Origin of the sequence: Enterobacter sp. BWH52, from assembly GCF_001037565.1 — a bacterium.
Classification (GTDB): Bacteria; Pseudomonadota; Gammaproteobacteria; order Enterobacterales; family Enterobacteriaceae; genus Enterobacter; species Enterobacter hormaechei_C.
Genome location: NZ_KQ089854.1, coordinates 77,749 through 103,242, shown reverse-complemented (window position 1 = coordinate 103,242; position 25,494 = coordinate 77,749). Strand labels below are relative to the sequence as shown.

Annotated in this window: 23 protein-coding genes and 4 tRNA genes; 19 read left to right on the top strand and 8 right to left on the bottom strand. The window is 56.3% G+C overall.

The window, feature by feature from the left end; genetic code table 11:
* The first annotated feature begins 1 nt into the window (after nucleotide 1).
* The 9 genes from wzxE (at nucleotide 2) to SK47_RS00475 (ending at nucleotide 6,565) form a co-directional block, all read left to right on the top strand.
* Entirely contained in the window at nucleotides 2–1,252 is a 1,251-nt protein-coding gene (gene wzxE / locus SK47_RS00515; RefSeq protein ID WP_032665664.1) for a lipid III flippase WzxE, read from the top strand.
* A complete protein-coding gene (locus SK47_RS00510) occupies nucleotides 1,249–2,328 on the top strand; it encodes a TDP-N-acetylfucosamine:lipid II N-acetylfucosaminyltransferase (protein WP_022650167.1) in 1,080 nt (359 codons plus the stop codon). The genes wzxE and SK47_RS00510 overlap by 4 nt, the downstream gene beginning before the upstream one ends.
* Complete coding sequence (gene wzyE / locus SK47_RS00505) at nucleotides 2,325–3,677, top strand: ECA oligosaccharide polymerase (RefSeq protein ID WP_023323983.1); 1,353 nt, start codon at nucleotides 2,325–2,327, stop codon at nucleotides 3,675–3,677. Before SK47_RS00510 ends, wzyE begins: the two co-directional genes overlap by 4 nt.
* Nucleotides 3,678–3,689: 12 nt before the next feature.
* Complete coding sequence (wecG, locus tag SK47_RS00500; RefSeq protein ID WP_022646653.1) at nucleotides 3,690–4,430, top strand: lipopolysaccharide N-acetylmannosaminouronosyltransferase; 741 nt, start codon at nucleotides 3,690–3,692, stop codon at nucleotides 4,428–4,430.
* A 198-nt stretch (nucleotides 4,431–4,628) separates the two neighbouring features.
* Complete coding sequence (locus SK47_RS00495; protein ID WP_017693946.1) at nucleotides 4,629–6,014, top strand: bifunctional threonine/serine APC transporter ThrP; 1,386 nt, start codon at nucleotides 4,629–4,631, stop codon at nucleotides 6,012–6,014.
* A 102-nt stretch (nucleotides 6,015–6,116) separates the two neighbouring features.
* Nucleotides 6,117–6,193, top strand: a tRNA-Arg gene (locus tag SK47_RS00490).
* A gap of 67 nt (nucleotides 6,194–6,260) precedes the next feature.
* Nucleotides 6,261–6,336 (top strand) — tRNA-His (locus SK47_RS00485).
* Between the two features lie 21 nt (nucleotides 6,337–6,357).
* Nucleotides 6,358–6,444: transfer RNA gene (locus tag SK47_RS00480), tRNA-Leu, on the top strand.
* Between the two features lie 44 nt (nucleotides 6,445–6,488).
* Nucleotides 6,489–6,565: transfer RNA gene (locus SK47_RS00475), tRNA-Pro, on the top strand.
* 505 nt (nucleotides 6,566–7,070) lie between these two features.
* On the opposite strand, the gene SK47_RS00470 is transcribed toward SK47_RS00475, so the two are convergent.
* From SK47_RS00470 to hemC, 5 genes are all read right to left on the bottom strand, one after another.
* Entirely contained in the window at nucleotides 7,071–8,282 is a 1,212-nt protein-coding gene (locus SK47_RS00470; protein ID WP_023323984.1) for an MFS transporter, read from the bottom strand.
* A 166-nt stretch (nucleotides 8,283–8,448) separates the two neighbouring features.
* On the bottom strand, nucleotides 8,449–9,648 hold the full coding sequence (gene hemY / locus SK47_RS00465) for a protoheme IX biogenesis protein HemY (RefSeq protein WP_026080629.1): 1,200 nt from the start codon (nucleotides 9,646–9,648) through the stop codon (nucleotides 8,449–8,451).
* 2 nt (nucleotides 9,649–9,650) lie between these two features.
* Complete coding sequence (gene hemX / locus SK47_RS00460) at nucleotides 9,651–10,844, bottom strand: uroporphyrinogen-III C-methyltransferase (protein ID WP_006812379.1); 1,194 nt, start codon at nucleotides 10,842–10,844, stop codon at nucleotides 9,651–9,653.
* Between the two features lie 20 nt (nucleotides 10,845–10,864).
* On the bottom strand, nucleotides 10,865–11,605 hold the full coding sequence (gene hemD / locus SK47_RS00455) for a uroporphyrinogen-III synthase (protein WP_045332949.1): 741 nt from the start codon (nucleotides 11,603–11,605) through the stop codon (nucleotides 10,865–10,867).
* Nucleotides 11,602–12,543 (bottom strand): hydroxymethylbilane synthase, encoded by a 942-nt coding sequence (gene hemC / locus SK47_RS00450; RefSeq protein WP_032628002.1) that lies wholly within the window; start codon nucleotides 12,541–12,543, stop codon nucleotides 11,602–11,604. Before hemC ends, hemD begins: the two co-directional genes overlap by 4 nt.
* A gap of 350 nt (nucleotides 12,544–12,893) precedes the next feature.
* Here hemC and cyaA point away from each other — a divergent pair, with 350 nt between their 5' ends.
* Nucleotides 12,894–15,437, top strand: coding sequence for a class I adenylate cyclase (gene cyaA, locus SK47_RS00445; RefSeq protein WP_045350340.1), 2,544 nt, complete (start codon nucleotides 12,894–12,896; stop codon nucleotides 15,435–15,437).
* A gap of 91 nt (nucleotides 15,438–15,528) precedes the next feature.
* Here the strand turns inward: cyaA and cyaY are convergent, their stop codons facing one another.
* Nucleotides 15,529–15,849 (bottom strand): iron donor protein CyaY, encoded by a 321-nt coding sequence (cyaY, locus tag SK47_RS00440; RefSeq protein ID WP_003860816.1) that lies wholly within the window; start codon nucleotides 15,847–15,849, stop codon nucleotides 15,529–15,531.
* A gap of 135 nt (nucleotides 15,850–15,984) precedes the next feature.
* On the opposite strand from cyaY, the gene SK47_RS00435 reads away from it, so the two are divergent.
* The 8 genes from SK47_RS00435 (at nucleotide 15,985) to corA (ending at nucleotide 22,915) form a co-directional block, all read left to right on the top strand.
* Nucleotides 15,985–16,188 (top strand): LPS translocon maturation chaperone LptM, encoded by a 204-nt coding sequence (locus SK47_RS00435; RefSeq protein ID WP_003860815.1) that lies wholly within the window; start codon nucleotides 15,985–15,987, stop codon nucleotides 16,186–16,188.
* 35 nt (nucleotides 16,189–16,223) lie between these two features.
* Nucleotides 16,224–17,048 carry a diaminopimelate epimerase gene (gene dapF, locus SK47_RS00430; RefSeq protein ID WP_022646661.1) on the top strand — a complete coding sequence of 275 codons (825 nt, stop codon included), beginning with the start codon at nucleotides 16,224–16,226 and terminating at the stop codon, nucleotides 17,046–17,048.
* The gene (locus SK47_RS00425; protein ID WP_003860814.1) at nucleotides 17,045–17,752 is read left to right on the top strand and encodes a DUF484 domain-containing protein; all 708 of its coding nucleotides are present in this window, start codon (nucleotides 17,045–17,047) and stop codon (nucleotides 17,750–17,752) included. The genes dapF and SK47_RS00425 overlap by 4 nt, the downstream gene beginning before the upstream one ends.
* Nucleotides 17,749–18,651 (top strand): tyrosine recombinase XerC, encoded by a 903-nt coding sequence (gene xerC / locus SK47_RS00420; RefSeq protein ID WP_022650173.1) that lies wholly within the window; start codon nucleotides 17,749–17,751, stop codon nucleotides 18,649–18,651. Before SK47_RS00425 ends, xerC begins: the two co-directional genes overlap by 4 nt.
* Nucleotides 18,651–19,367, top strand: coding sequence for a 5-amino-6-(5-phospho-D-ribitylamino)uracil phosphatase YigB (gene yigB / locus SK47_RS00415; RefSeq protein WP_003860811.1), 717 nt, complete (start codon nucleotides 18,651–18,653; stop codon nucleotides 19,365–19,367). Before xerC ends, yigB begins: the two co-directional genes overlap by 1 nt.
* A 79-nt stretch (nucleotides 19,368–19,446) precedes the next feature.
* Nucleotides 19,447–21,609 (top strand): DNA helicase II, encoded by a 2,163-nt coding sequence (uvrD, locus tag SK47_RS00410; protein ID WP_017383586.1) that lies wholly within the window; start codon nucleotides 19,447–19,449, stop codon nucleotides 21,607–21,609.
* Nucleotides 21,610–21,758: 149 nt separating this feature from the next.
* Complete coding sequence (gene ysgD, locus SK47_RS24180; protein ID WP_212743980.1) at nucleotides 21,759–21,815, top strand: YsgD/CorL family protein; 57 nt, start codon at nucleotides 21,759–21,761, stop codon at nucleotides 21,813–21,815.
* A gap of 149 nt (nucleotides 21,816–21,964) precedes the next feature.
* Nucleotides 21,965–22,915, top strand: coding sequence for a magnesium/cobalt transporter CorA (gene corA / locus SK47_RS00405; RefSeq protein WP_032608220.1), 951 nt, complete (start codon nucleotides 21,965–21,967; stop codon nucleotides 22,913–22,915).
* 83 nt (nucleotides 22,916–22,998) lie between these two features.
* On the opposite strand, the gene rarD is transcribed toward corA, so the two are convergent.
* The gene (rarD, locus tag SK47_RS00400) at nucleotides 22,999–23,895 is read right to left on the bottom strand and encodes an EamA family transporter RarD (RefSeq protein ID WP_017694744.1); all 897 of its coding nucleotides are present in this window, start codon (nucleotides 23,893–23,895) and stop codon (nucleotides 22,999–23,001) included.
* A gap of 51 nt (nucleotides 23,896–23,946) precedes the next feature.
* Nucleotides 23,947–24,414: an acyl-CoA thioesterase YigI gene (gene yigI, locus SK47_RS00395; RefSeq protein ID WP_006812366.1), complete on the bottom strand. Its 468-nt coding sequence runs from the start codon at nucleotides 24,412–24,414 to the stop codon at nucleotides 23,947–23,949.
* Between the two features lie 160 nt (nucleotides 24,415–24,574).
* Between yigI and pldA the strand changes: the two genes are divergently transcribed.
* Nucleotides 24,575–25,444, top strand: a complete 870-nt coding sequence (gene pldA / locus SK47_RS00390; protein WP_003860803.1) for a phospholipase A — start codon at nucleotides 24,575–24,577, stop codon at nucleotides 25,442–25,444.
* Nucleotides 25,445–25,494 lie beyond the last annotated feature (50 nt).

Below are 25,494 nucleotides of genomic sequence, written 5' to 3'. Positions count from 1 at the left end.
TATGTCTCTGGCAAAAGCGTCGGTGTGGACGGCAGCGTCCACGCTAGTAAAAATTGGCGCCGGGTTACTGGTCGTCAAGCTGCTGGCCGTCTCATTTGGTCCGTCAGGCGTTGGGCTGGCAGGGAACTTCCGCCAGCTGGTCACGGTGCTTGGCGTGCTGGCGGGAGCCGGGATATTCAATGGCGTCACCAAATACGTCGCGCAGCATCATGACGATGCCGAAAAGCTCCGCACGGTGGTGGGCACCTCCTCGGCTATGGTGCTGGGCTTCTCTACGTTGCTGGCCGTCGTCTTTTTGCTGGCGGCGGCACCCATCAGCCAGGGGCTGTTCGGACACACGCATTATCAGGGGCTGGTGCGCCTGGTGGCGCTCGTTCAGATGGGGATCGCCTGGGCAAACCTGCTGCTGGCGCTGATGAAAGGCTTCCGTGATGCCGCCGGGAATGCGCTGGCGCTGATCCTCGGCAGCATCATCGGCGTTATCGCCTACTACTTTTGCTATCGGCTGGGCGGCTATGAAGGCGCGCTGCTGGGGCTGGCGCTGGTGCCTGCGCTCGTTGTCATTCCGGCTGCGTTTATGCTGATGCGCAGAGGCAATGTCCCGCTGAGTTACCTGAAACCGCAGTGGGACAAGATACTGGCGGGGCAGCTCGGTAAGTTTACCCTGATGGCGCTCATCACTTCGGTAACGCTTCCCGTTGCCTACGTGATGATGCGAAACCTGCTGGCAGCGCATTACAGCTGGGATGAAGTGGGGATCTGGCAGGGCGTGAGCAGTATTTCAGATGCTTACCTCCAATTTATTACGGCTTCCTTTAGCGTCTATTTGCTGCCAACCTTATCGCGCCTGACTTCCAGGCAGGATATTACCCGCGAGATTTTTCGCTCCCTGCGTTTTGTGTTGCCGGCGGTTGCGATCGCCAGCTTTACCGTCTGGTTAATGCGTGATTTCGCCATCTGGCTGCTGTTTTCGGCGAAGTTTACCGCCATGCGCGATCTGTTTGCCTGGCAACTGGTCGGCGATGTGCTGAAAGTGGGGGCATACGTTTTCGGCTATCTGGTGATTGCGAAGGCTTCGCTGCGGTTGTATATCCTGGCTGAGATCGGCCAGTTTGCGCTGCTGACGGCATTTTCTCACTGGCTGATCCCCACCCACGGTGCGCTGGGGGCGGCTCAGGCCTATATGGCAACTTATATCGTTTATTTCGCTGCCTGTTGCGGCGTATTTTTACTTTGGCGTAAACGCGCATGACTGCACTGATACACATACTGGGATCGGATATCCCGCATCACAACCAGACCGTTCTACGTTTCTTCAATGATGAACTGGCATCCGGCACGCCCGATGCGCGCGAGTTTATGGTCGTTGGACGCGATAACGGTCTGAGCGCGGCGTGTCCGGCATTGCACATCACCTTCTGGCCAGACAAAGCGGCGCTGACCAAAGCCGTTGTCGCGAAAGCTAAAGCGGACCGAAGCCAGCGTTTCTTCTTCCACGGACAGTTCAATACTGGCCTGTGGCTGGCGCTGTTAAGCGGCGGGATAAAACCTTCCCAGTTCAGCTGGCATATCTGGGGAGCGGATCTCTACGAAGTCTCCCGTGGCTGGAAATTCCGTCTTTTCTATCCGCTGCGTCGTCTGGCCCAGGCGCGCGTGGGCTGCGTTTTTGCTACCCGTGGCGATCTCAACTATTTTGCTAAACAGCACCCGAAGGTTCGCGGAGAGCTGCTCTATTTTCCGACCCGTATGGATCCGGCGCTGAACACCCTGGCGAATGACGCGATTCGTGAGGGCAAACTGACCATCCTGGTGGGAAATTCCGGCGATCGCAGTAACGAGCATGTCGCGGCGCTGCGGGCGGTGCATCAGCAGTTTGGCGATACGGTGAACGTAGTGGTGCCGATGGGCTATCCCGCCAATAACGACGCCTACATCAATGACGTTCGCCAGCAGGGGCTTGCGCTGTTTAGCGCGGAAAATCTGCACATTCTCAACGATAAGCTGGAATTTGATGACTATCTCGCGCTCCTGCGAAAATGCGATCTGGGCTATTTCATCTTTGCCCGTCAGCAGGGGATTGGTACGCTGTGTCTGCTGATTCAGGCGGGCGTACCGTGCGTGCTCAACCGCGAAAACCCGTTCTGGCAGGACATGGCCGAACAGCATATTCCGGTGCTGTTTACCTCTGACACGCTTAATGTCGAGGTCGTACGGGAAGCGCAGCGTCAGCTCACGCTGGTGGATAAAAATAGCATCGACTTTTTCAGCCCGAACTACCTCACGCCGTGGCACCACGCGCTGCGTATTGCTTCAGGAGACAACGCATGAGCCAGTTGCAATTTAGCGGCTTGCTGGTGGTCTGGCTGCTGAGCACGCTGTTTATCGCCACGCTCACCTGGTTTGAGTTCCGGCGCGTACGTTTTAACTTCAACGTTTTCTTCTCGCTGCTGTTTTTGCTGACCTTTTTCTTTGGCTTCCCGCTGACCAGCATCCTCGTGTTCCGCTTTGATGTTGGCGTCGCTCCGCCGGAAATCTTGTTGCAGGCACTGCTCTCTGCGACCTGCTTCTACGCGGTGTATTACGTCACCTATAAAACGCGCCTGCGCGCGGCGAAAGACACCGCACCCCGTCGTCCGCTGTTTACCATGAACCGGGTAGAAACCCATCTGACGTGGGTTATGCTGATGACCATCGCCCTCGTCAGCGTGGCGATTTTCTTCATGCATAACGGCTTTTTACTGTTTAAGTTACAGTCCTATAGCCAGATTTTCTCCGCCGAAGTCTCCGGCGTCGCGCTCAAGCGTTTCTTCTATTTCTTCATTCCGGCGATGCTGGTGGTCTTTTTCCTGCGTCAGGACAGCAAAGCCTGGCTGTTCTTCCTGGTCAGCACCGTCGCATTTGGCATTCTGACCTACATGATCGTCGGCGGCACCCGCGCCAACATCATTATCGCCTTCGCGATTTTCCTGTTTATCGGCATTATTCGCGGCTGGATCTCGCTGTGGATGCTGGCGGCGGCAGGCGTCTTTGGCATTGTGGGGATGTTCTGGCTGGCGCTGAAGCGCTACGGACTGAACGTGGCCGGCGACGAAGCGTTTTATACCTTCCTGTATCTGACGCGCGATACCTTCTCGCCGTGGGAAAACCTGGCTTTACTGCTGCAAAACTACGACAAAATCGAATTCCAGGGGCTGGCGCCGATTGTTCGCGATTTCTATGTCTTTATACCGACGTGGCTGTGGCCCGACCGTCCCGGTATTGTCCTGAACACGGCGAACTACTTTACCTGGGAAGTGCTGAACAACCATTCGGGCCTGGCGATTTCCCCAACCCTGATTGGCTCGCTGGTAGTGATGGGCGGAACGTGGTTTATCCTGCCGGGCGCGATCGCGGTCGGGCTGATAATAAAATGGTTCGACTGGCTATATACGCTGGGTAATGAAGAGACCAACCGCTACAAAGCCGCTGTTTTGCACAGTTTCTGTTTCGGTGCCATTTTCAATATGATCGTTCTGGCGCGCGAGGGGCTGGATTCATTCGTCTCACGCGTGGTGTTCTTTATGGTCGTTTTCGGTCTATGTCTGCTGCTGGCAAAACTGCTGTACTGGTTGTTTGACAGTGCAGGGCTTGTGCACAGACGTGAGCCACAGGGCAGCACAACGCTGTCGCAAGTCTGAGTAGGGATTATCATGACGGATACAACTTCAGCCCCGCGTTATGCGCTGCGCGGGCTACAGCTGATTGGCTGGCGAGACATGCAGCACGCGCTGGATTTTCTGTTCGCGGACGGGCAGATGAAATCGGGCACGCTGGTGGCCATCAACGCAGAAAAAATGCTGGCGGTTGAAGATAATGCGGAAGTGAAAAGCCTGATTGAAGCCGCGGAGTTTAAATACGCAGACGGTATTAGCGTGGTGCGTTCAATTCGTAAAAAGTTTCCAGACGCTAATGTGTCTCGCGTGGCGGGAGCTGACCTTTGGGAGCGGCTTATGGAACGCGCAGGCGCTGAAGGCACGCCGGTATTTTTGATCGGCGGCAAGCCAGAGGTGCTGGCGCAGACCGAACAAAAGCTGCGTAACCAGTGGAATGTTAACATCGTGGGCAGTCAGGATGGTTATTTCAGGCCGGAAGATCGCCAGGCGTTATATGAGCGCGTGCGCGACAGCGGGGCGAAAATTGTCACTGTCGCCATGGGGTCGCCGCGCCAGGAAATTCTAATGCGCGATTGCCGTCTGGTCAGCCCGGATGCGCTCTATATGGGCGTCGGCGGCACCTACGACGTCTTTACCGGCCACGTTAAGCGTGCGCCCAAAGTCTGGCAAAACCTGGGGCTGGAGTGGCTCTACCGCCTGCTTTCTCAACCGACACGAATCAAACGACAGATTCGTCTTCTGCGCTACCTCGCCTGGCACTACACCGGGAAAATGTAATCAATATGCAGCGCGATCTGCTGTTCGCGCTGCAACGCCCCCTGCAAAGCTGCTGAATTTCTGTGCAATGCATTCATTTTTTTAATGCATTGTTTGCCATTTGCCAGAATTTAAGAAACCATTCGCTCCGTATTTCAGTACCCCTCAAAAACAATACCCGGCAATAAGTCGGGAAACAGCAAACACAACCGAGGAATTATGGCAGAGAAAAAACCGGAGCTTCAGCGTGGGCTGGAAGCTCGACATATTGAATTGATCGCGCTGGGCGGGACTATCGGCGTTGGCCTGTTTATGGGCTCGGCAAGCACGCTGAAATGGGCGGGGCCTTCCGTCCTGCTGGCGTATATTATTGCCGGACTGTTCGTCTTCTTCATCATGCGCTCAATGGGCGAAATGCTGTTCCTGGAGCCGGTAACGGGCTCTTTCGCCGTTTACGCCCACCGGTATATGAGCCCGTTCTTTGGTTATCTCACGGCCTGGTCGTACTGGTTTATGTGGATGGCCGTAGGGATTTCGGAGATCACCGCCATCGGGGTCTACGTGCAGTTCTGGTTCCCGGAGATGGCCCAGTGGATACCTGCGCTTATTGCCGTAGGGCTAGTGGCGCTGGCGAACCTTGCCGCCGTTCGTCTTTACGGTGAAATCGAGTTCTGGTTTGCGATGATCAAAGTTACCACCATCATCGTGATGATTGTTGTGGGTCTGGGTGTCATCTTCTTTGGCTTCGGTAACGGCGGGCACGCTATCGGTTTCGGTAACCTGACCGGGCACGGCGGCTTTTTTGCGGGTGGCTGGAAGGGCTTTCTGACGGCGCTCTGTATCGTTGTCGCCTCCTATCAGGGCGTTGAGCTGATCGGCATTACCGCCGGTGAGGCGAAAAACCCGCAGGTCACACTGCGTAGCGCGGTAGGCAAGGTGCTGTGGCGTATCCTGATTTTCTATGTGGGCGCGATCTTCGTTATCGTGACCATTTTCCCATGGAACGAGATCGGCACCACCGGCAGCCCGTTTGTCTTAACTTTCGCTAAGATTGGCATCACGGCGGCAGCCGCCATTATCAACTTTGTGGTACTGACGGCGGCGCTTTCCGGCTGTAACAGCGGAATGTACAGCTGTGGGCGTATGCTTTACGCGCTCTCGCAAAACAAACAGCTGCCGGCTGTGATGGGCAAAGTCTCCCGCGTAGGTGTACCGGTGGCGGGCGTAGCGGTGTCGATTGTGATTTTGCTGATTGGCTCTTGCCTGAACTACATCATCCCAAATCCGCAGCGCGTGTTTGTTTACGTCTATAGCGCCAGCGTGCTGCCGGGGATGGTACCGTGGTTTGTCATTTTGATTAGCCAGTTGCGTTTCCGACAGGCGCACAAAAAAGCGATCGCCAGCCATCCGTTCCGCTCCATTCTGTTCCCGTATGCGAACTATTTGACGATGGCGTTCCTGATTTGCGTATTAATTGGAATGTACTTTAATGAAGATACCCGCATGTCGCTGTTTGTCGGGATGATCTTCCTGGCTGCCGTCACAGCTGCATATAAACTTTTTGGCCTGGGTCGCCGTGGCTCCGCCCATAAAGTGGAGGAATAAGCGGCAAAATGTGCAAACCATAACCAAACGCGCATTTTTTTCAAAAAAGCACTAGACAGCGGGGACGGAGGTACGTAATATCCAGCCCCGCAACGGCGCTAAGCGCCCGTAGCTCAGCTGGATAGAGCGCTGCCCTCCGGAGGCAGAGGTCTCAGGTTCGAATCCTGTCGGGCGCGCCATTTTAGTCCCGGCGCTAGAGCTGCGGTGGTCTGAGAAGTAGTCAGAACCGCGTGAAAGAATACAGTGGTGGCTATAGCTCAGTTGGTAGAGCCCTGGATTGTGATTCCAGTTGTCGTGGGTTCGAATCCCATTAGCCACCCCATTATTGAAAGAGTTGTGAATTGCGAAGGTGGCGGAATTGGTAGACGCGCTAGCTTCAGGTGTTAGTGTTCTTACGGACGTGGGGGTTCAAGTCCCCCCCCTCGCACCACGACTTTTAATGAGTTGAACTAAAAATTCAAAAAAGCAGTACATCGGCGAGTAGCGCAGCTTGGTAGCGCAACTGGTTTGGGACCAGTGGGTCGGAGGTTCGAATCCTCTCTCGCCGACCAATTTTGAACCCCGCTTCGGCGGGGTTTTTTGTTTTCTGCGTTTTTTTATCCTGTAGTCATTTCCCGACAACACCCCATATCCTTGTCGCGATTCAGCGACATATAACCCATTAATATTTAAGTATTTGTTATTTTACCTCTTAACCTGTCTCCTTGTGGCGACAGTTCACCGACTTTAGCGCGATGTTGTATGGCTTCAGGCGGTTCTTAACAGCATAATTTCCTTTTATCTTAAAATGTTGCGCGATGTAAAAGTTCTGCGTGTAAACCTGGCACATTACATGCAATAATATGCGTGTAGATGCTCATTCCATCTCTTATGTTCGCCTTAAGGCCTCATAAACTCAGGAATGACGCAGAGCCGTTTACGGTGCTTATCGTCCACTGACAGATGTCGCTTCGGCCTCATCAGACACCATGGACACAACGTTGAGTGAAGCACCAAATATGTTGTCTTACAGACCTGTTTTAACGCCTGCTTTTATAGCAGGCGTTTTTTTATGCCTTATTCACGATAATGGGCCAGGACCAGCGCCACTAACAGCAGAGCGATAGCAGAGACAGCATATAGCGTCTGAGCCGCTCCCAATATCGTCGCTGTCATTGCGGCGAGGCCCGTAAAAAGGGAAGCGCTCAACGTTTGCCAGCGCCAGGCCTTACCGCTGGCAGCGGATATCTGTATAGCCTGAAAATTACTCAGTACCCCAAACGTACCCGCCGCAAAAACGATATTCGACGCCAGATGCGCGATAAAGATCATCCCCAGCGCAAGCACGACCCATGCGGATAAAAACGGAAGCAACCCATAGGCTGCCAGAAAAAGAGCAAGACAGCTAAGTAGCAAAGGCGTTCTTGCTGCAAAGCGCGTCAGACTCTCTTTTCTGAGCAGCAAGGGGCCACAAAGCTGTCCCAGGCTTCTGGCAAAAAGCAAGGGCAGCGCAAGCCCAGCGGCATTCTCGGGGTTGATCTGCTGCGCCAGTGCTGGCAGCAACGCCATTGCAGGCGAGCCTACGGCAGCAAGGGCAGGCAAAATCAGCAAACTGCGTTTTTGTCGAAGGGTCAGAGTTTGCCAGCGCAATGCCACAGGTTGAGGGTCCCCGACAGGCAACGGTGCTGGACGCGCTACATACTGGCGTTCTGCGAGAAACAGCATGACCAGCGATCCCATAAAACTGGCGGCGTCGATGACCAGTAAGGCGAAGACCGGGATGCGCTGGAACAACACCACACCCAGCCCGATTCCTAACAAAACCTGGGAGGCAAAAATCACATTTTCCAGACACGTTGCCGCAGGCAGTTCTGCCTCATGCAGTCCGCGTTTAAACAGAAGCGTTAACGCAGGCCAGCTCATCCCGCTCAGCAACGCTTCTGTGGATTGCACCGCAAGCAGCGCCGGTATGCTGTGGTAATGTGCGCCTGAAAGGGGAAAGAGCAGGGCGAGCAAGCCCAGCCATTCGGTCAGCATCAACAGGTAGAGAGGTGAAAACCGCTGGCACAGCTTTTCACCAATCAGGCTGCCGATAAAACCGGGCACCGTAGCAAAAAGGAAGGCGAGGGTTAACAGCGCTGACGGGGCTGACCACTGTAACAATAATCCGAAAACAACAACCTGAGTTAAGCCATTACCCAGGGAGCTAAAGATAAAGGCGCAGGCCAGCAGGCGGAGCCAGCGATGGCACCGCAGCGCTTCGAAAAGCGCATATAAAAGCGAGTTCATGACGATATCCTTTCAGAAACGGTTTATTCCACGCGGGTAAGCGCGTGTGCAAAAAAGGTTAAGGAAAAGACATCGTTACATTGGCGGGTTCGTTTGCAGGTGAGTGTTAAAAGAATGTAGCAGGAGAAATGAGATAAAAAAAGGAGGCCATCTGGCCTCCTGTTAATTACTGCTGCGTTCCGTTATTTTGCAACGTCAATAACAGCCCATCACGGCGCATAGCTGCGGCCTCTTCCGGCTTGTGCTGCTTGTCCAGCGAATCAGCAAGCCAGGCGTAATCAAATGCGTCCGGGCGTTGCTTCAGCGCGGCGCGGAAGGCGAGACTCGCCTCCTGCCACTCGCCGTGTTTCATCAGAGACTGGCCCAGCGTACTCCACAGCAGCGGACGATCGCCCACGGTTTTGATCTGCTGGCGCAGTGCTTTTTCAATTTGTTCCGGATTGTTGGTTTTCAGACGCGGGATGACCATCACCAGGCGGTCATCATACTGTCGCTTGAGACCGTCGAGGAGGATCTCCTGCGCGGTGTCATGGTCGTCACACTCAATCAGATGTTCTGCCATCGCAACCTGAAGAGGAACCTGCTGGCGCGTTTTGCGGCTCTGGTTTTTCCACCAGGTTTTCAGGCCGTCGCTGCCGAGATCGGCGCGCGCCTGATCCATCAGGCCAATCCAGGCCAGACGCTGAAGTTCATCACGATGTTCATCATCACCCACGTCGGCTTTCGCCATGGAAGGGATAATGTCCAGCAGCGAGCCCCATGCACCGGTCCGAATATATGCCTGCTCAGCAAGACGCAGCACTTCCGGATGACGAGGGGTAATTTCCAGCAGACGGTCAACGCCGTGACGTGCGGCATGGTTTTCATTGCGCGCCAGTTGCAGACGAACGCGGGTGATCTCAACCGGAATCGGATCCTTAGTAGAGAGCTCAGACGCGCGTTCAAGATGCTGATTGGCGCGGGCCTCATCGCCTCGCTGTTGCGCCGCCTCAGCGGCCAGCAGATAGTTAACAACCGGCTGTTCTGCATGGTCGGCATTTTTCGACATCAGCTTTTCAACCTGCTGATAGTCGCCTTCGGCCAGCTTCAGCAATGCCTGCTCGGTCTGCTTACGGGCGCGACGGCGCTTACGGCCAACGAACCAGCCGCGCGTATGTACGCCGGTACGGAAAATACGACGCAGGAGCCACTCCACTGCCAGCAGAACGACCACACCCAGGATCAGGATAATCACCAGCCCTGTTACGCTGGTTTCGATGTTGTAGTTATCGGTCTGGATCAATACGTAACCCTGGTGACCCGCAAGCATCGGCCCCAGTACAATCCCGGCGATCAGCAGGATGAAGAGTAAGAAGACTTTTAGCATCATTACTCTCCTTGCGGCGCGCTTTCAGGCGCTGGCGCGGCGGCAGGTGCTTCAGCCGGACGCTCTGCCGGAACGCCCGGCTGGGCCAGCAAGTTACGCACGCGCGTCTGCATGATCTTCTCCAGAATCGGCTGACTTTCCAGCTTGTCCGGTACGTTCATGGTGATGTTTTGCTGGCTCAGCTTGTCGATATCCTCGAGGAACGCGGTCGTGGTTGCATCATTGGTATCGTAGTAAGCACGTACCCAGGTTGAAACGTTATCCAGCGCCTGTTTGTAGGTCTCTTCCTGGTGACGCGGCACGGCCTGCGCCGCGACCAACAGGCGGGAACGAATGTTTTCGCGTAGATAGACGTCCTGGTTCGGTGCCAGCAGCGGCACGGCAGTTTCATCGCGGCGGCGAATGGTTATAAAGCTGTCCATAAAGTTCTGCCAGCTCTTTTGCAGGTTGATACGCCATTCGCTCAGGGAACTGGACAGCTCGGTACCGTCGGAATCCATCGGAGAGTCATCGTCGTTGTTATCGGCCAGCTGAAGGTTATCAATCTGGTTCGAGAGCTGATTCACCTTAAGGATGATACCGTCGTAGTCGACCTGAGAAACCGCGGACAGGCTGGCGATATCTTCCGTAATAGCGCGGCGTGCGTTGATGAGGCTCGGATCGTTCATATCAGCCAGGCTTGCGTCGGCGCTTTTCAGCAGCGCGGCGGCGGTGGTGACATCCTGATCGCTCCAGAGCTTGCGCCCGGCTAGTTTCACCAGAAAATCGGCCTGTGAAAGTAGCCAGGTTTTGGCATCGGTTCCCGAAATTGTGGCGACTTTTTCCTGCACTTCGCTCAGCTGTTTGGTCAACTCTTCACGTTTGCTGTTCGCGTCGGCGAGGGCGGCAGCCTGCTGTTTGATCACACCTTCCAGCTCAGCTTTTTGCGTCTCCTGCGCTTTCTGTAGGGCAGTGATTTGGTTAACCAGCGCGTCGCTGGTGGCCGTCTGGTTGGTGCCTTGTTTCTTCACCAGTCCGTAGAGACCCACGCCTGCGGCCAGCGCAATCGCGATGGCAATCACGCTCAGCGTGAGGCTGGTTTTATTGCTGCCGTTTTTCTTCTCAACGGTTGTGTCTGTCGTCTCTGGCTGTGACGTGGTGTCCACAGTCTCCCTGGTCTCTTCAACCACGGCGGAGGATTTTTCGTGTTCCGTCATTATGGCTTCCCATTTGAGAGTTATTGTAATGCGCGCAGCAGCGCATCGTTGTCGGCGTTTTCAGCGATCCGAATATCCTGCCAGCCCAGTTCCCGGGCGTGGTTCGCCAGACGCTCACTGACGACCAGAAGCCGACAGCGGAGTAACCAGTTTTCGCGATACCAAAGCGGAATCAGCGACCAAAGCTGTTGTAACATTTCACCGCTGGTGACCACCAGCGTATTAATACCGCGGGCGTGCCAGCGCATTGCTTCTTCCGCGCCATCATAGTGTTTTGCACAGCGCTGATAGCACTCCACAAACGTCACGTCTGCGCCGCGTTCGCGCAGCGTCTCGCCCAGCAGTTCGCGGCCACCGTTGCCGCGCAAAATAAGTGTGCGCTTTCCCGCAATGTTTTGTAATTCAGGTAATTGTAGCAAGACTTCGCTGATTTCCCGATCTAACGGGTAACGAACATCGATTCCGCTCGCGGTATGTAAGGCCAGCGCCGTAGTGCGCCCGATGGCGAAATAGCGGGGGGCGTGAGGCCAGCGAACGCCCTGTTGTTGCAGCTGCGCATGGGCAAACTCCACGGCATGCTGCGACAGCGCAAAGAGCAGATCGCCTTCCTGCAAGAGACGCATCTGGTCAGCGAGCTCAGGCAGCTCGCGACCGGGGGAGAATTCAATCAGCGGAAAACTCCAGGCCACCTGCCCCAGTGCGCGCAGACGGCTCACTAACTGCTCTCCTGCGGGAGAAGGGCGGGTGACAAGTATGCTCATGCAGGGGGCTCTCCGTTATAGACCTCGGCCAGAATTTCACGTGCGCCGTTATTTAGCAGCTCTTCCGCCAGCGATACGCCAAGCGCCTCGGCATCTTGCGGTTTGCCGCGACGTTCACCGCGAACCATATGCGAGCCGTCCGGCGCGCCAACCAGCGCACGCAGCCACAGTTCACCGTCAGTTAATTCAGCATAGCTGCCAATTGGCACCTGACAGCCTCCTTCGAGGCGTGTATTCATCGCGCGCTCGGCTTTTACGCGAACGGCGGTATCGTCATGATTCAGCGGCGCCAGCAGTGCCTGAGTGCGCACATCATCCAGACGACACTCAATGCCGACGGCGCCCTGGCCGACGGCGGGGAGCGACAGCTCCGGCGGCAACGCCACGCGAATACGTTCTTCCAGCCCCAGGCGTTTCAGGCCCGCAACCGCAAGAATAATGGCATCGTAGTCGCCGTTATCCAGCTTGCCAAGGCGTGTGCCGACGTTCCCGCGCAGCGAACGGATCACCAGATCCGGGCGACGTTCAGCCAGCTGACACTGGCGGCGTAAACTTGACGTGCCGACCACGCTGCCTGCCGGCAACGCATCGAGCGAGTCATATCGATTAGAGACAAACGCATCGCGCGGATCCTCGCGCTCGCAGATGGTCACCAGCCCCAGCCCTTCCGGGAACTCAACGGGCACATCCTTCATCGAATGCACGGCGATATCGGCGCGGTTCTCAAGCAATGCCAGCTCCAGCTCTTTGACAAACAGACCTTTTCCGCCCACTTTGGCCAGCGGCGTATCCAGTATGACATCGCCACGCGTAACCATTGGCACCAGCTCAACGCGTAATCCGGTGTGGCAGGCTTCCAGGCGCTGCTTAACATAATGTGCCTGCCAGAGTGCAAGAGGACTTTGGCGTGTGGCAATTCTCAAAACATTGTCTAACATGCTTGTTACCGTCATTATCAATCGCTAACCATCCTAACATTGTTGACACTCGGATGGCAGTTTTACGGTTGATGAAGAGTGAGAGGGACAGGGCGGCGTATTCGTCAGCCATCGCCGTATTCAGGAATTTACACGTACAGAACGGTGCTACACTTGTATGTAGCGCATCTTTCTTTACGGTCAACCGGCAAGGTGTTAAATTGATCACGTTTTAGACCATTTTTTCGTCTGTACCACCAGAAAAGCAAAAGGCGAAAAAAGGGTAACGGTTATTTTTTGAAATACTGCGGGTCCGCTGCTTTTTCTGTTCTGACTGGCATGCGACACCCGGAAACATCAGGCGATACGTCTTGTACCTCTATATTGAGACTCTGAAACAGAGACTGGATGCCATCAATCAATTGCGCGTGGATCGCGCGCTTGCTGCCATGGGCCCTGCTTTCCAGCAGGTATACAGTCTTCTGCCGACATTGTTGCACTATCACCATCCGCTAATGCCGGGTTACCTCGATGGTAACGTTCCCCAGGGCATTTGCCTCTTCACGCCTGATGAAACCCAACAGCATTACCTGACTGAACTTGAACTCTACCGTGGTATGCCGCCGCAGGATTCGCCGAAAGGCGAGCTGCCGATTACTGGGGTTTACTCCATGGGCAGCACATCATCGGTTGGGCAAAGCTGCTCTTCTGACCTGGATATCTGGGTCTGCCATCAGTCCTGGCTCGACAATGAAGAGCGCCAGCTGTTGCAGCGTAAATGCAGCCTGCTGGAGAGCTGGGCGGCGTCGCTCGGCGTGGAAGTGAGCTTCTTCCTGATTGATGAAAACCGTTTCCGCCATAACGAAAGCGGCAGTCTGGGTGGTGAAGACTGCGGCTCGACTCAGCACATCCTGTTGCTGGATGAGTTTTACCGTACTGCCGTTCGCCTGGCCGGGAAACGTATTCTGTGGAATATGGTGCCGTGCGATGAAGAAGAGAATTATGACGACTACGTCATGTCGCTTTACTCGCAGGGCGTTCTGACGCCAAACGAGTGGCTGGATCTGGGCGGCCTGAGCTCCCTGTCCGCCGAAGAGTACTTTGGCGCAAGCCTCTGGCAGCTTTATAAGAGCATTGATTCACCGTACAAAGCGGTGCTGAAAACCCTGCTGCTGGAAGCTTACTCCTGGGAATACCCCACGCCGCGCCTGCTGGCGAAAGATATTAAACAGCGTCTGCACGACGGGGAGATCGTCTCCTACGGGCTTGATGCCTACTGCATGATGCTGGAACGCGTCACCGAATACCTGACCGCCATTGAGGACGCCACGCGTCTTGACCTGGTGCGTCGATGTTTCTATCTCAAAGTTTGTGAAAAACTGAGCCGCGAACGCGCCTGCGTGGGCTGGCGTCGTGAAGTCGTCAGCCAGTTAGTCAAAGAGTGGGGATGGGACGATGCGCGTCTCGCCATGCTGGACAACCGCGCCAACTGGAAGATCGATCAGGTGCGCGAGGCGCACAACGAGCTGCTTGATGCGATGATGCAGAGCTACCGCAACCTGATCCGCTTTGCCCGCCGTAACAACCTTAGCGTTTCTGCCAGCCCACAGGATATCGGGGTGCTGACCCGTAAACTGTACGCCGCGTTTGAAGCGTTGCCGGGCAAGGTTACGCTGGTTAACCCACAGATTTCGCCTGACCTGTCTGAGCCGAATCTGACCTTTATCTACGTGCCGCCGGGCCGCGCAAACCGCACCGGGTGGTATCTGTACAACCGTGCGCCAAGCATGGATTCGATCATCAGCCATCAGCCGCTGGAATATAACCGCTATCTGAACAAGCTGGTGGCCTGGGCCTGGTTTAACGGCCTTCTCACCTCACGCACCCGGTTGTTTATCAAGGGTAACGAGGTGGTCGATTTAGCCAAGTTGCAGGAGATGGTGGCGGATGTCTCGCACCACTTCCCACTGCGTCTGCCTGCGCCGACGCCAAAGGCGCTCTACAGCCCGTGTGAGATCCGCCATCTGGCGATCATCGTCAACCTGGAATACGACCCGACGGCGGCCTTCCGCAATCAGGTAGTTCACTTTGACTTCCGCAAGCTGGACGTCTTTAGCTTCGGCGAGCAGCAAAACTGCCTGGTGGGTAGCGTGGATCTGCTGTACCGCAACTCGTGGAACGAAGTGCGTACCTTACACTTTAACGGCGAGCAGGCGATGATCGAGGCGCTGAAAACGATCCTCGGCAAGATGCACCAGGACGCCGCACCCCCGGACAGCGTGGAGGTGTTCTGCTACAGCCAGCACCTGCGCGGCCTGATTCGTACCCGCGTGCAGCAGCTGGTGTCTGAGTGCATCGAACTGCGTCTCTCCAGCACCCGTCAGGAAACCGGGCGCTTTAAAGCGCTGCGCGTCTCCGGCCAGACCTGGGGCCTGTTCTTTGAGCGCCTGAACGTGTCGGTGCAGAAGCTGGAGAACGCCATTGAATTCTACGGCGCGATTTCACACAACAAACTGCATGGCCTGTCGGTTCAGGTGGAAACCAATCACGTTAAGCTGCCGCAGGTGGTAGATGGCTTTGCGAGTGAAGGGATTATTCAGTTCTTCTTCGAAGAGTCGGGCGATAATGCCGGGTTTAACATCTACATTCTAGATGAAACCAACCGTGCCGAGGTGTATCACCACTGTGAAGGCAGCAAAGAGGAGCTGGTGCGCGACGTCAGCCGCTTCTATTCGTCTTCGCACGATCGCTTTACCTACGGCTCAAGCTTTATCAACTTCAACCTGCCGCAGTTCTACCAGATTGTGAATGTGGATGGGCGAGCGCAGGTGATCCCGTTCCGTACGCAGGCGATTACCCCTGCGGCGCCCGCTAACCAGGAAACTGCGCCGCTGTTGCAGCAGTATTTTTCCTGAGGCTTTTCGCCGGGTGGCGCTATCGCTTACCCGGCCTACGGTCCGAGCCGTTGTAGGCCCGGTAAGGCGTAGCCGCCACCGGGCAACAAAACTACCTGAAACTCACGTCCTCACCCGCCTGCGCGGTCGCTGCCTGCTCCAGCAGATCCCAGAACGTTTCGCCGCTGCGGTCACAGACCCACTCGTCACCTTTCAGATCAAAGTGATAGCCGCCCTGTTTCGCCGCCAGCCACACCTGGTGAAGCGGCTCCTGACGGTTAATAATAATCTTGCTGCCGTTTTCGAAGCTTAAGGTCAGGATCCCGCCGTTGATTTCACAATCGATATCGCTGTCGCCGTCCCAGTCGTCGATACGCTCTTCGATGGTCATCCACAGGGTATCGGCAAGGCGATGAAATTCACTGTCGTTCATGGTTTTATTCCTGTTTTTCGTGATGGCGGCAGTATAACGCTAAATAATTCCCGTTGCAGGAAAGCGGCAAACTCTTGCTTTTGTGTCTTCTCCTGCGATGATAGAAACAGATTTGAACTTACGGGCAACCTCTACATGAAAAACGTCTTCCGAACGCTTGTCGTTCTTGTCACTCTGTTTAGCCTGACCGGCTGTGGACTGAAGGGACCACTGTACTTCCCGCCAGAGGATAAAAACGCACCACCGCCGACAAAACCGGTGCAAAGTGGTATCGAGTCATCTACGCCGGATACCAACGATCGCGGCAATAACGGCGGCCCGACTCAGGTCAATCTCTGACAATTACGTTCTGTACCCGCGCAATGGAGCAAATGATGCAGTTCTCTAAAATGCATGGCCTTGGCAACGACTTTATGGTCGTCGACGCGGTAACGCAGAATGTCTTTTTCTCCCCGGAACTGATCCGTCGTCTGGCGGATCGACACGTGGGCGTGGGGTTTGACCAGCTGCTGGTGGTGGAGCCGCCTTACGATCCTGACCTGGACTTTCACTATCGCATTTTTAACGCCGACGGCAGCGAAGTTTCCCAGTGCGGCAACGGCGCGCGCTGTTTTGCCCGCTTTGTTCGGCTGAAAGGGCTGACCAACAAGCGCGATATCCGCGTCAGCACCGCCAATGGCCGGATGGTGCTCAGCGTCACCGACGACGAACTGGTGCGCGTGAACATGGGAGAGCCGAACTTCGAACCCTCTGCCGTGCCGTTTCGCGCCAACAAAGCGGAAAAGACCTATATCATGCGTGCCGCCGAGCAGACAGTATTGTGCGGCGTCGTCTCAATGGGTAACCCGCACTGCGTGATTCAGGTGGATGATGTGCAAACCGCGGCGGTTGAAACGCTCGGCCCGGTGCTGGAAAGCCACGAGCGCTTCCCGGAGCGGGCGAACATCGGTTTCATGCAAGTGGTGAAGCGTGAACATATTCGCCTGCGGGTTTACGAGCGCGGCGCGGGCGAAACCCAGGCCTGCGGAAGCGGTGCCTGTGCGGCGGTGGCCGTCGGTATCTCACAGGGGTTACTGGCAGAAGAGGTTCGCGTGGAATTACCAGGCGGTCGGCTTGATATCGCCTGGAAAGGAGCGGGTCATCCACTGTACATGACTGGCCCGGCGACACATGTTTATGACGGGTTTATCCATCTATGAAGCAACCAGGGGAAGAACTGCGGGAACCTGTAACAGAGCTGGACGACAGCACTGTTGTGGATTATCTGCTGCACAATCCTGAGTTTTTTATCCGCAATGCACGCGTCGTCGAACGGATGCGCGTGCCGCATCCGGTTCGCGAGACCGTGTCGCTGGTTGAATGGCACATGGCGCGCTCGCGCAACCACATCAATCAGCTCGAAGAGAACATGACGCTGCTGATGGAGCAGGCCAGCAATAACGAAAGCCTGTTCTACCGTCTTCTGCACCTTCAGGCGCGTCTGGCTTCCGCACACAGTCTCGAAGAGTTCCTCAACCGCTTCCACCGCTGGGCGCGCGAGCTGGGGCTGGCAGGCGCGACGATCCGTCTCTTCCCTGACCGCTGGCGCATTGGCGCGCCGTCCGGGTTTACCCATCTGGCGCTGAGCCGTCAGGCGTTTGAGCCGCTGCGCATTCAGCGTCTGGGCCATGAGCACCATTATCTGGGGCCGCTCAACGGGCCAGAACTGCTGGTGGTGCTGCCGGAAGCCAAAGCTATCGGCTCGGTGGCGATGTCGCTGATGGGGCGCGATGGTGACCTGGGCGTGATGTTATTTACCAGCCGCGACGCGCATCACTATGAACAGGGGCAGGGTACGCAACTGTTGCAGGAGATCGCCCTGATGTTGCCTGAGTTGCTGGAGCGCTGGATTGAGCGCGTATGACGGACGGACTGCTCGCCACTGACGTCACCCGCTTTCTGCGCTATCTGGGCGTAGAACGCCAGCTCAGCCCTATTACGCTGCTCAACTATCAGCGTCAGCTTGATGCCATCATGCAGATTGCCGATGAAATCGGCCTGAAAAGCTGGCAACAATGTGACGCCGCCACGGTACGCGGGTTCGTCGTGCGTAGCCGTAAAAAAAACTTAAGCCCGGCGAGCCTGGCGCTCCGGCTCTCTGCCCTGCGCAGTTTCTTCGACTGGCTGGTCAGTCAGGGCGGTCTGAAAGCCAACCCGGCGAAAGGGATCGCCACGCCGAAAGCCCCGCGTCATCTGCCGAAAAATATCGACGTCGACGACGTAAACCGCCTGCTGGATATCGATCTTAACGATCCGCTGGCCGTGCGCGACCGCGCGATGCTGGAGGTGATGTACGGCGCGGGCCTGCGTCTCTCTGAGCTGGTGAACCTCGACTTAAAGCACCTCGATCTGGAATCCGGCGAGGTGTGGGTGATGGGCAAGGGCAGCAAAGAGCGCCGCCTGCCGATCGGCCGCAATGCGGTCTCCTGGATTGAGCACTGGCTGGACCTTCGCGGGCTGTTTGGCGCCGACGAAGATGCGCTGTTCCTGTCGAAACTCGGCAAGCGGATCTCGGCGCGTAACGTGCAGAAGCGCTTTGCGGAGTGGGGCATTAAGCAGGGGCTGAACAGCCACGTTCACCCCCACAAGCTGCGCCACTCCTTTGCGACGCACATGCTGGAATCAAGCGGCGACCTGCGTGGGGTACAGGAGCTGCTTGGTCACGCGAATCTGTCGACCACCCAAATCTATACCCACTTAGACTTCCAACACCTTGCCTCGGTGTATGACGCGGCGCATCCACGCGCCAAACGGGGGAAATAATGCGTTTTTACCGCCCACTTGGTCAGATCTCAGCCCTGACGTTTGATCTTGATGACACCCTTTACGACAATCGTCCGGTGATCCTGCGTACCGAGCAGGAGTCGCTGGCGTTTGTGCAGAACTACCATCCTGCGCTGAAAACAATGCAGAACAAAGATTTCCAGAAGCTGCGTCAGTCCCTGCGGGAAACCGAGCCGGAAATTTATCATGACGTGACCGAATGGCGCCGCCGTGCGGTTGAGCAGGCGATGCTCAATGCCGGCCTGAGCGCGCAGGACGCGGCCACGGGTGCCGAAGCGGCCATGGAAAACTTCGCCAAATGGCGCAGTCGGATCGACGTGCCGCAGGAGACCCACGACACGCTGGCGAAGCTCGCCGAAAAGTGGCCGCTGGTGGCCATCACCAACGGCAACGCTCAGCCTGAACTGTTTGGTCTGGGGAACTATTTTCAGTTCGTGCTGCGCGCGGGCCCGCACGGACGCTCGAAGCCGTTCAACGATATGTATCATCTGGCAGCGGAAAAACTGGATTTGCCGCTCGGTGAGATCCTGCACGTGGGCGACGACCTGACCACGGACGTCGCCGGGGCGATCCGCTGCGGCATGCAGGCCTGCTGGATCAAGCCGGAAAATGCCGATCTGATGACTACCCCGGATAGCCGTCTTCTGCCGCACGTGGAAATTTCACGGTTGGCATCCCTCACGACGCTGATATAATCATCAATTGTTCTGTATAAATTAACAGGGTTTTGGCGAATGGAAACATTTGCCTGCCCGCCATGACGTGACGGTGCCAATGGACGTTTCTTACCTGCTCGACAGCCTTAATGATAAACAGCGTGACGCGGTTGCCGCCTCGCGTACAAACCTGCTGGTACTGGCTGGAGCGGGCAGTGGTAAGACGCGCGTGCTGGTTCACCGTATCGCCTGGCTACAGAGCGTGGAGAACTGTTCGCCGTACTCGATTATGGCCGTGACGTTCACCAACAAGGCGGCGGCGGAGATGCGCCACCGTATCGCACAGCTGATGGGCACCAGCCAGGGCGGCATGTGGGTTGGCACCTTCCACGGCCTGGCGCACCGTCTGCTGCGCGCGCACCATATGGACGCTAACCTGCCGCAGGATTTCCAGATCCTCGACAGCGAAGATCAGCTGCGCCTGCTGAAACGCCTGATCAAGGCGATGAACCTCGACGAGAAGCAGTGGCCGCCGCGTCAGGCGATGTGGTACATCAACGGTCAGAAAGACGAAGGGCTGCGTCCGCATCATATTCAGAGCTTCGGTAACCCGGTCGAGCAGACCTGGCAGAACGTCTACAAGGCCTATCAGGAAGCGTGCGATCGCGCCGGTCTGGTGGATTTCGCCGAACTGCTGCTGCGTGCCCACGAGCTGTGGCTGAACAAACCGCATATCCTGCAACACTACCGTGAACGCTTTACCAACATCCTGGTGGACGAATTCCAGGATACCAACAACATCCAGTACGCCTGGATCCGCCTGCTGGCCGGGGATACCGGCAAGGTGATGATCGTAGGCGATGACGACCAGTCTATCTACGGCTGGCGCGGCGCGCAGGTGGAGAACATCCAGCGCTTCCTCAACGATTTCCCCGGCGCGCAAACCATCCGTCTGGAACAGAACTACCGTTCTACCAGCAACATTCTGAGCGCGGCCAACGCCCTGATTGAGAACAACAACGGGCGTCTGGGTAAAAAGCTGTGGACCGATGGCGTCGACGGCGAACCGATTTCGATTTACTGCGCCTTCAACGAGCTCGACGAAGCCCGTTTCGTTGTGAACCGCATTAAAACCTGGCAGGAGAACGGCGGCGCGCTGGAGCAGTGTGCCATTCTCTATCGCAGCAACGCCCAGTCGCGCGTGCTGGAAGAGGCGCTGTTGCAGGTGAGCATGCCGTACCGCATTTATGGAGGTATGCGCTTCTTCGAACGTCAGGAGATCAAAGATGCGCTCTCGTACTTGCGTCTGATTGCCAACCGTAACGACGATGCGGCATTTGAGCGCGTGGTGAACACACCGACGCGCGGCATCGGCGATCGTACGCTGGACGTGGTGCGTCAGGCCTCGCGCGATCGTCAGCTCACGTTGTGGCAGGCATGCCGCGAGCTGTTACAGGAAAAAGCCCTCGCCGGGCGCGCCGCCAGCGCATTGCAACGCTTTCTGGAGTTAATCGACGCACTGGCGCAGGAAACGGCCGACATGCCGCTGCACGTCCAGACCGACCGGGTGATTAAAGATTCCGGCTTGCGCACCATGTACGAGCAGGAAAAAGGCGAGAAGGGCCAGACCCGTATTGAGAACTTAGAGGAACTGGTGACGGCAACGCGCCAGTTCAGCTACAACGAAGAAGACGAAGACCTGATGCCGTTGCAGGCATTCCTCTCTCACGCCGCGCTGGAGGCGGGTGAAGGGCAGGCCGATACCTGGCAGGATGCGGTTCAGCTGATGACCCTGCACTCCGCGAAAGGTCTGGAGTTCCCGCAGGTGTTCATCGTCGGGATGGAAGAGGGGATGTTCCCGAGCCAGATGTCGCTGGATGAAGGCGGGCGTCTGGAAGAGGAGCGTCGTCTGGCCTACGTGGGCGTGACCCGTGCGATGCAGAAACTGACTCTGACCTACGCGGAAACCCGCCGCCTGTACGGGAAAGAGGTGTATCACCGTCCGTCGCGCTTTATCGGCGAACTGCCGGAAGAGTGTGTGGAAGAGGTGCGCCTGCGCGCCAGCATCAGCCGTCCGGTCAGCCATCAGCGTATGGGCTCGCCGATCTCTGAAACCGACACCGGTTACAAGCTGGGCCAGCGCGTGCGCCACTCGAAGTTTGGCGAAGGCACCATCGTCAACCTGGAAGGCAGCGGCGAGCACAGCCGTTTGCAGGTAGCGTTCCAGGGGCAGGGGATCAAATGGCTGGTGGCAGCCTATGCCAAGCTGGAAAGTGTGTAACTTTCAGAAAAATATCACTATTTTGTAATAATCTGCTAGCCTTATACGTTGAAGGTCAATTAATGCCCTTCAGCGTTCCGTTGCGTGTTGACGCCACAGTTATTGCTGGCGTAACATGCGCGCACGATTACGCTAAGAGGACATTCGCCTTGGACACACCCAGTAGATACTGGCTCAATTCCCTGTCATCCAGGAACAACTCCTAAGGCTATCTCCTCTTGCTGATGGCCTTAGTGGTTGTCAGCGACTGCATCTTCCCGTCGCGCTGAGTCAGGCTGTTTAATGGTCTGAAACCCAATTTGTTTCTGTGTGCCCACCGAACTGTCCGATATTTTTTGCATTGGGAGTCCCGGTCATGTTGAGCGCATTTCAACTCGAAAATAACCGACTGACTCGGCTTGAAGCCGAAGAGTCACAGCCCCTCATTGATGCCGTATGGGTGGATCTGGTCGAGCCGGACGACGATGAGCGCCTTCGCGTACAATCTGAGCTGGGGCAAAGCCTGGCAACGCGCCCGGAACTGGAAGACATCGAAGCATCCGCCCGTTTTTTTGAAGACGAAGACGGCCTGCACATTCACTCCTTCTTCTTCTTCGAAGATGCCGAAGACCACGCGGGGAACTCCACCGTGGCGTTTACCATTCGCGATGGCCGCCTGTTCACCCTGCGCGAGCGCGAACTGCCTGCGTTTCGTCTCTACCGTATGCGCGCCCGCAGCCAGGCGATGATGGACGGTAACGCCTATGAGCTGCTGCTGGATCTGTTCGAAACCAAAATCGAACAGCTGGCGGATGAAATCGAAAACATCTACAGCGACCTGGAAAAGCTGAGCCGCGTGATCATGGAAGGCCATCAGGGCGATGAGTACGACGAAGCGTTGTCCACGCTGGCTGAGCTGGAAGATATCGGCTGGAAGGTGCGTTTGTGTCTGATGGATACCCAGCGCGCGCTGAACTTCCTGGTGCGCAAGGCGCGTCTGCCGGGCGGTCAGCTGGAGCAGGCGCGTGAGATCTTACGCGATATCGAATCCCTGCTGCCGCACAACGAATCCCTGTTCCAGAAGGTCAACTTCCTGATGCAGGCGGCGATGGGCTTCATCAACATCGAGCAGAACCGCATCATCAAGATCTTCTCGGTGGTGTCCGTGGTGTTCCTGCCGCCGACGCTGGTAGCCTCCAGCTACGGGATGAACTTCGAGTTTATGCCGGAACTGAAGTGGAGCTTTGGCTACCCGGGGGCGATTATCTTTATGATCCTCGCCGGGCTGGCGCCGTATCTCTATTTTAAACGCCGGAACTGGCTGTAAAAATCTGGCGGGTGGCGCTGCGCTTACCCGCCCTACGATCGAATTCCCTCTCCCTGTGGGAGAGGGTTAGGGTGAGGGCAACATCACAGCCCTTTGCGCACCCTGCGCTGGGTATAAATCGCATCCGCAACAAAGATGGCCAGCGCCACCCAGATAAAGGCGAACGTCACCATCTTATCCGCACCCGGCACCTCGCCGTAAAACACCACCGCCAGCAGGAACATCAGCGTCGGGCCAATGTACTGGAAGAAGCCCAACGTGGAGAGGCGCAGACGCGTTGCCGCGCCGGTGAAGCACAGCAGGGGTATCGTCGTGACCACGCCCGCGGCCATCAGCATCAGGTTCAGCGACCATGGGTTGCTGCCCATATGGCTGGTGGCGCTGTCGGCAATACCGAACAGGTAGATCGCGGCGACAGGCAGCAGCCACAGGGTTTCAAACAGCATTCCCGTCTGCGCTTCCACGGCGATTTTTTTACGCACCAGGCCGTAGAAGGCAAAGCTGAACGCCAGCCCCAGGGCGATAACCGGCAGTGAGCCGAAGGTCCACAGCTGTACCAGCACGCCGCAGAAGGCCAGAATCACTGCCACCCACTGCATCCGGCGAAAGCGCTCGCCGAGGAAAATCATCCCCAGCAAAATATTGACCAGCGGGTTAATAAAGTAGCCCAGGCTGGCTTCGAGCATGTGATGGTTATTCACCGCCCAGATAAACAGCAGCCAGTTTCCGCCAATCAGCACCGCAGAGAGGGCGAGCAGGAAGACCTTCTTCGGGGTTTTCAGCAGCGTTTTGACGCCTGACCACTGACGGCTGATACTCATCAGCGCAATCATGAAGAAAAACGACCAGATGACGCGGTGAGTGAGGATCTCGTCCGCCGGGACATAGGCGATAAGTTTGAAGTACGCCGGTGCTATACCCCAAATAAAATAAGCGGCAAGGGCGAGTAAAACGCCCTGCCGCGTCTGTTTAGCATCCATCGGGAAAATCCGTTACAAAAAAGTGAAGTAATTTTACCCGAATTTGCCGTCTCAACCCACCATATAAGTGGCGGTTGCGCTGGCGATATAAACCTGCTCCTCGTTATGCAGCTCAACGCGGGCGACGGCAACTTTATTCCCGGCGCGCAGCAGGCTGCTGGTACAGGTGAAGCGGTTTCCGCGTCCTGGGCGCAGGTAGTCGACGCGTAAATCGATGGTGCCCATGCGCGACAGGCGCTGGCGTAACTCATCTTCGTTGATGGTGTCGTGGCGCGTCAGCGTGCTGCCCACGCACACCAGACCGGCCGCCACGTCCAGCGCGGAGGCAATTACCCCGCCGTGCAAAATGCTTTGCGCCCAGTTACCGACCATCATTGGCTGATTATTGAAACTCAGCTGAGCGAAGTCTTTTTCGTATCGCTCCAGCTCAAGACCCAGTGCACGGTTGAACGGCATGTGGTACACAAAAATCTCGCCCACGAGCTTTAAGGTTTCTTCGGCGGTGAGTGTGGCTGACATCTGACGTGGCATCCTTGTTGTTAACAAAATGTTGATTTTATGCTTCAGGATAAAGGAATGCCACTTTAAGAAACGAGGAAGCGGAAGTTATCGCAGAAGTCTGTAGAATGCCCGGACAAAACTATTCATTAAATGTCACCATTTCAGGAGAACACCACCGATGCGGACGTATCTGGGTTGGTTACTGGCGGCGGTTGCGCTGCCCCTCACAGCATATGCGCAGGAAGCGACGATCAAAGAGGTGCATGATAAACCTGCCGTTAAGGGCAGCATCATCGCCAATATGCTTCAGGAGCATGACAATCCGTTCACGCTGTACCCGTATGACACAAACTACGTGATCTACACCCAGACCAGCGATCTCAACAAAGAGGCGATAAGCTCCTATAACTGGTCTGATAATGCGCGTAAAGATGAGGTGAAGTTCCAGCTCAGCCTCGCCTTCCCGTTCTGGCGCGGCATCCTGGGGCCGAACTCGGTACTTGGCGCGTCCTACACGCAGAAGTCATGGTGGCAACTCTCCAACAGCGGGGAGTCATCACCGTTCCGCGAAACCAACTATGAACCGCAGCTGTTCCTCGGTTTCGCCACCGATTATGAGTTTGCAGGCTGGACGCTGCGAGACGTGGAGGTGGGCTATAACCACGATTCCAACGGTCGTTCCGACCCAACCTCACGCAGCTGGAACCGCATCTATACGCGTCTGATGGCGCAGAACGGCAATTTCATGGTGGAAGTGAAGCCGTGGTACGTAGTAGGCAGCACCGATGACAACCCGGATATCACCAAATACATGGGATACTATCAGCTTAAGGTGGGCTATCAGCTGGGTGACGCGGTGCTGAGCGCCAAAGGCCAGTACAACTGGAATACCGGCTACGGCGGTGCAGAGCTGGGCCTGAGCTACCCGGTAACGAAACACGTGCGTCTCTATACCCAGGTGTATAGCGGCTACGGCGAATCGCTGATCGACTACAACTTCAACCAGACCCGCGTCGGTGTGGGCGTCATGCTGAACGATATTTTCTAAGCTGCTCGAATGTTTTTGCGTTAAACGTTGAAGTTTCTCTCTCAGGCGCT

Coding starts and splice junctions, on each gene's coding strand:
- wzxE (WP_032665664.1), top strand. CDS start 2: ATGTCTCTGGCAAAAGCGTCGGTGTGGACGGCAGCGTCCACGCTAGTA.
- SK47_RS00510 (WP_022650167.1), top strand. CDS start 1,249: ATGACTGCACTGATACACATACTGGGATCGGATATCCCGCATCACAAC.
- wzyE (WP_023323983.1), top strand. CDS start 2,325: ATGAGCCAGTTGCAATTTAGCGGCTTGCTGGTGGTCTGGCTGCTGAGC.
- wecG (WP_022646653.1), top strand. CDS start 3,690: ATGACGGATACAACTTCAGCCCCGCGTTATGCGCTGCGCGGGCTACAG.
- SK47_RS00495 (WP_017693946.1), top strand. CDS start 4,629: ATGGCAGAGAAAAAACCGGAGCTTCAGCGTGGGCTGGAAGCTCGACAT.
- SK47_RS00470 (WP_023323984.1), bottom strand. CDS start 8,282: ATGAACTCGCTTTTATATGCGCTTTTCGAAGCGCTGCGGTGCCATCGC.
- hemY (WP_026080629.1), bottom strand. CDS start 9,648: ATGCTAAAAGTCTTCTTACTCTTCATCCTGCTGATCGCCGGGATTGTA.
- hemX (WP_006812379.1), bottom strand. CDS start 10,844: ATGACGGAACACGAAAAATCCTCCGCCGTGGTTGAAGAGACCAGGGAG.
- hemD (WP_045332949.1), bottom strand. CDS start 11,605: ATGAGCATACTTGTCACCCGCCCTTCTCCCGCAGGAGAGCAGTTAGTG.
- hemC (WP_032628002.1), bottom strand. CDS start 12,543: ATGTTAGACAATGTTTTGAGAATTGCCACACGCCAAAGTCCTCTTGCA.
- cyaY (WP_003860816.1), bottom strand. CDS start 15,849: ATGAACGACAGTGAATTTCATCGCCTTGCCGATACCCTGTGGATGACC.
- SK47_RS00435 (WP_003860815.1), top strand. CDS start 15,985: ATGAAAAACGTCTTCCGAACGCTTGTCGTTCTTGTCACTCTGTTTAGC.
- dapF (WP_022646661.1), top strand. CDS start 16,224: ATGCAGTTCTCTAAAATGCATGGCCTTGGCAACGACTTTATGGTCGTC.
- SK47_RS00425 (WP_003860814.1), top strand. CDS start 17,045: ATGAAGCAACCAGGGGAAGAACTGCGGGAACCTGTAACAGAGCTGGAC.
- xerC (WP_022650173.1), top strand. CDS start 17,749: ATGACGGACGGACTGCTCGCCACTGACGTCACCCGCTTTCTGCGCTAT.
- yigB (WP_003860811.1), top strand. CDS start 18,651: ATGCGTTTTTACCGCCCACTTGGTCAGATCTCAGCCCTGACGTTTGAT.
- uvrD (WP_017383586.1), top strand. CDS start 19,447: ATGGACGTTTCTTACCTGCTCGACAGCCTTAATGATAAACAGCGTGAC.
- corA (WP_032608220.1), top strand. CDS start 21,965: ATGTTGAGCGCATTTCAACTCGAAAATAACCGACTGACTCGGCTTGAA.
- rarD (WP_017694744.1), bottom strand. CDS start 23,895: ATGGATGCTAAACAGACGCGGCAGGGCGTTTTACTCGCCCTTGCCGCT.
- yigI (WP_006812366.1), bottom strand. CDS start 24,414: ATGTCAGCCACACTCACCGCCGAAGAAACCTTAAAGCTCGTGGGCGAG.
- pldA (WP_003860803.1), top strand. CDS start 24,575: ATGCGGACGTATCTGGGTTGGTTACTGGCGGCGGTTGCGCTGCCCCTC.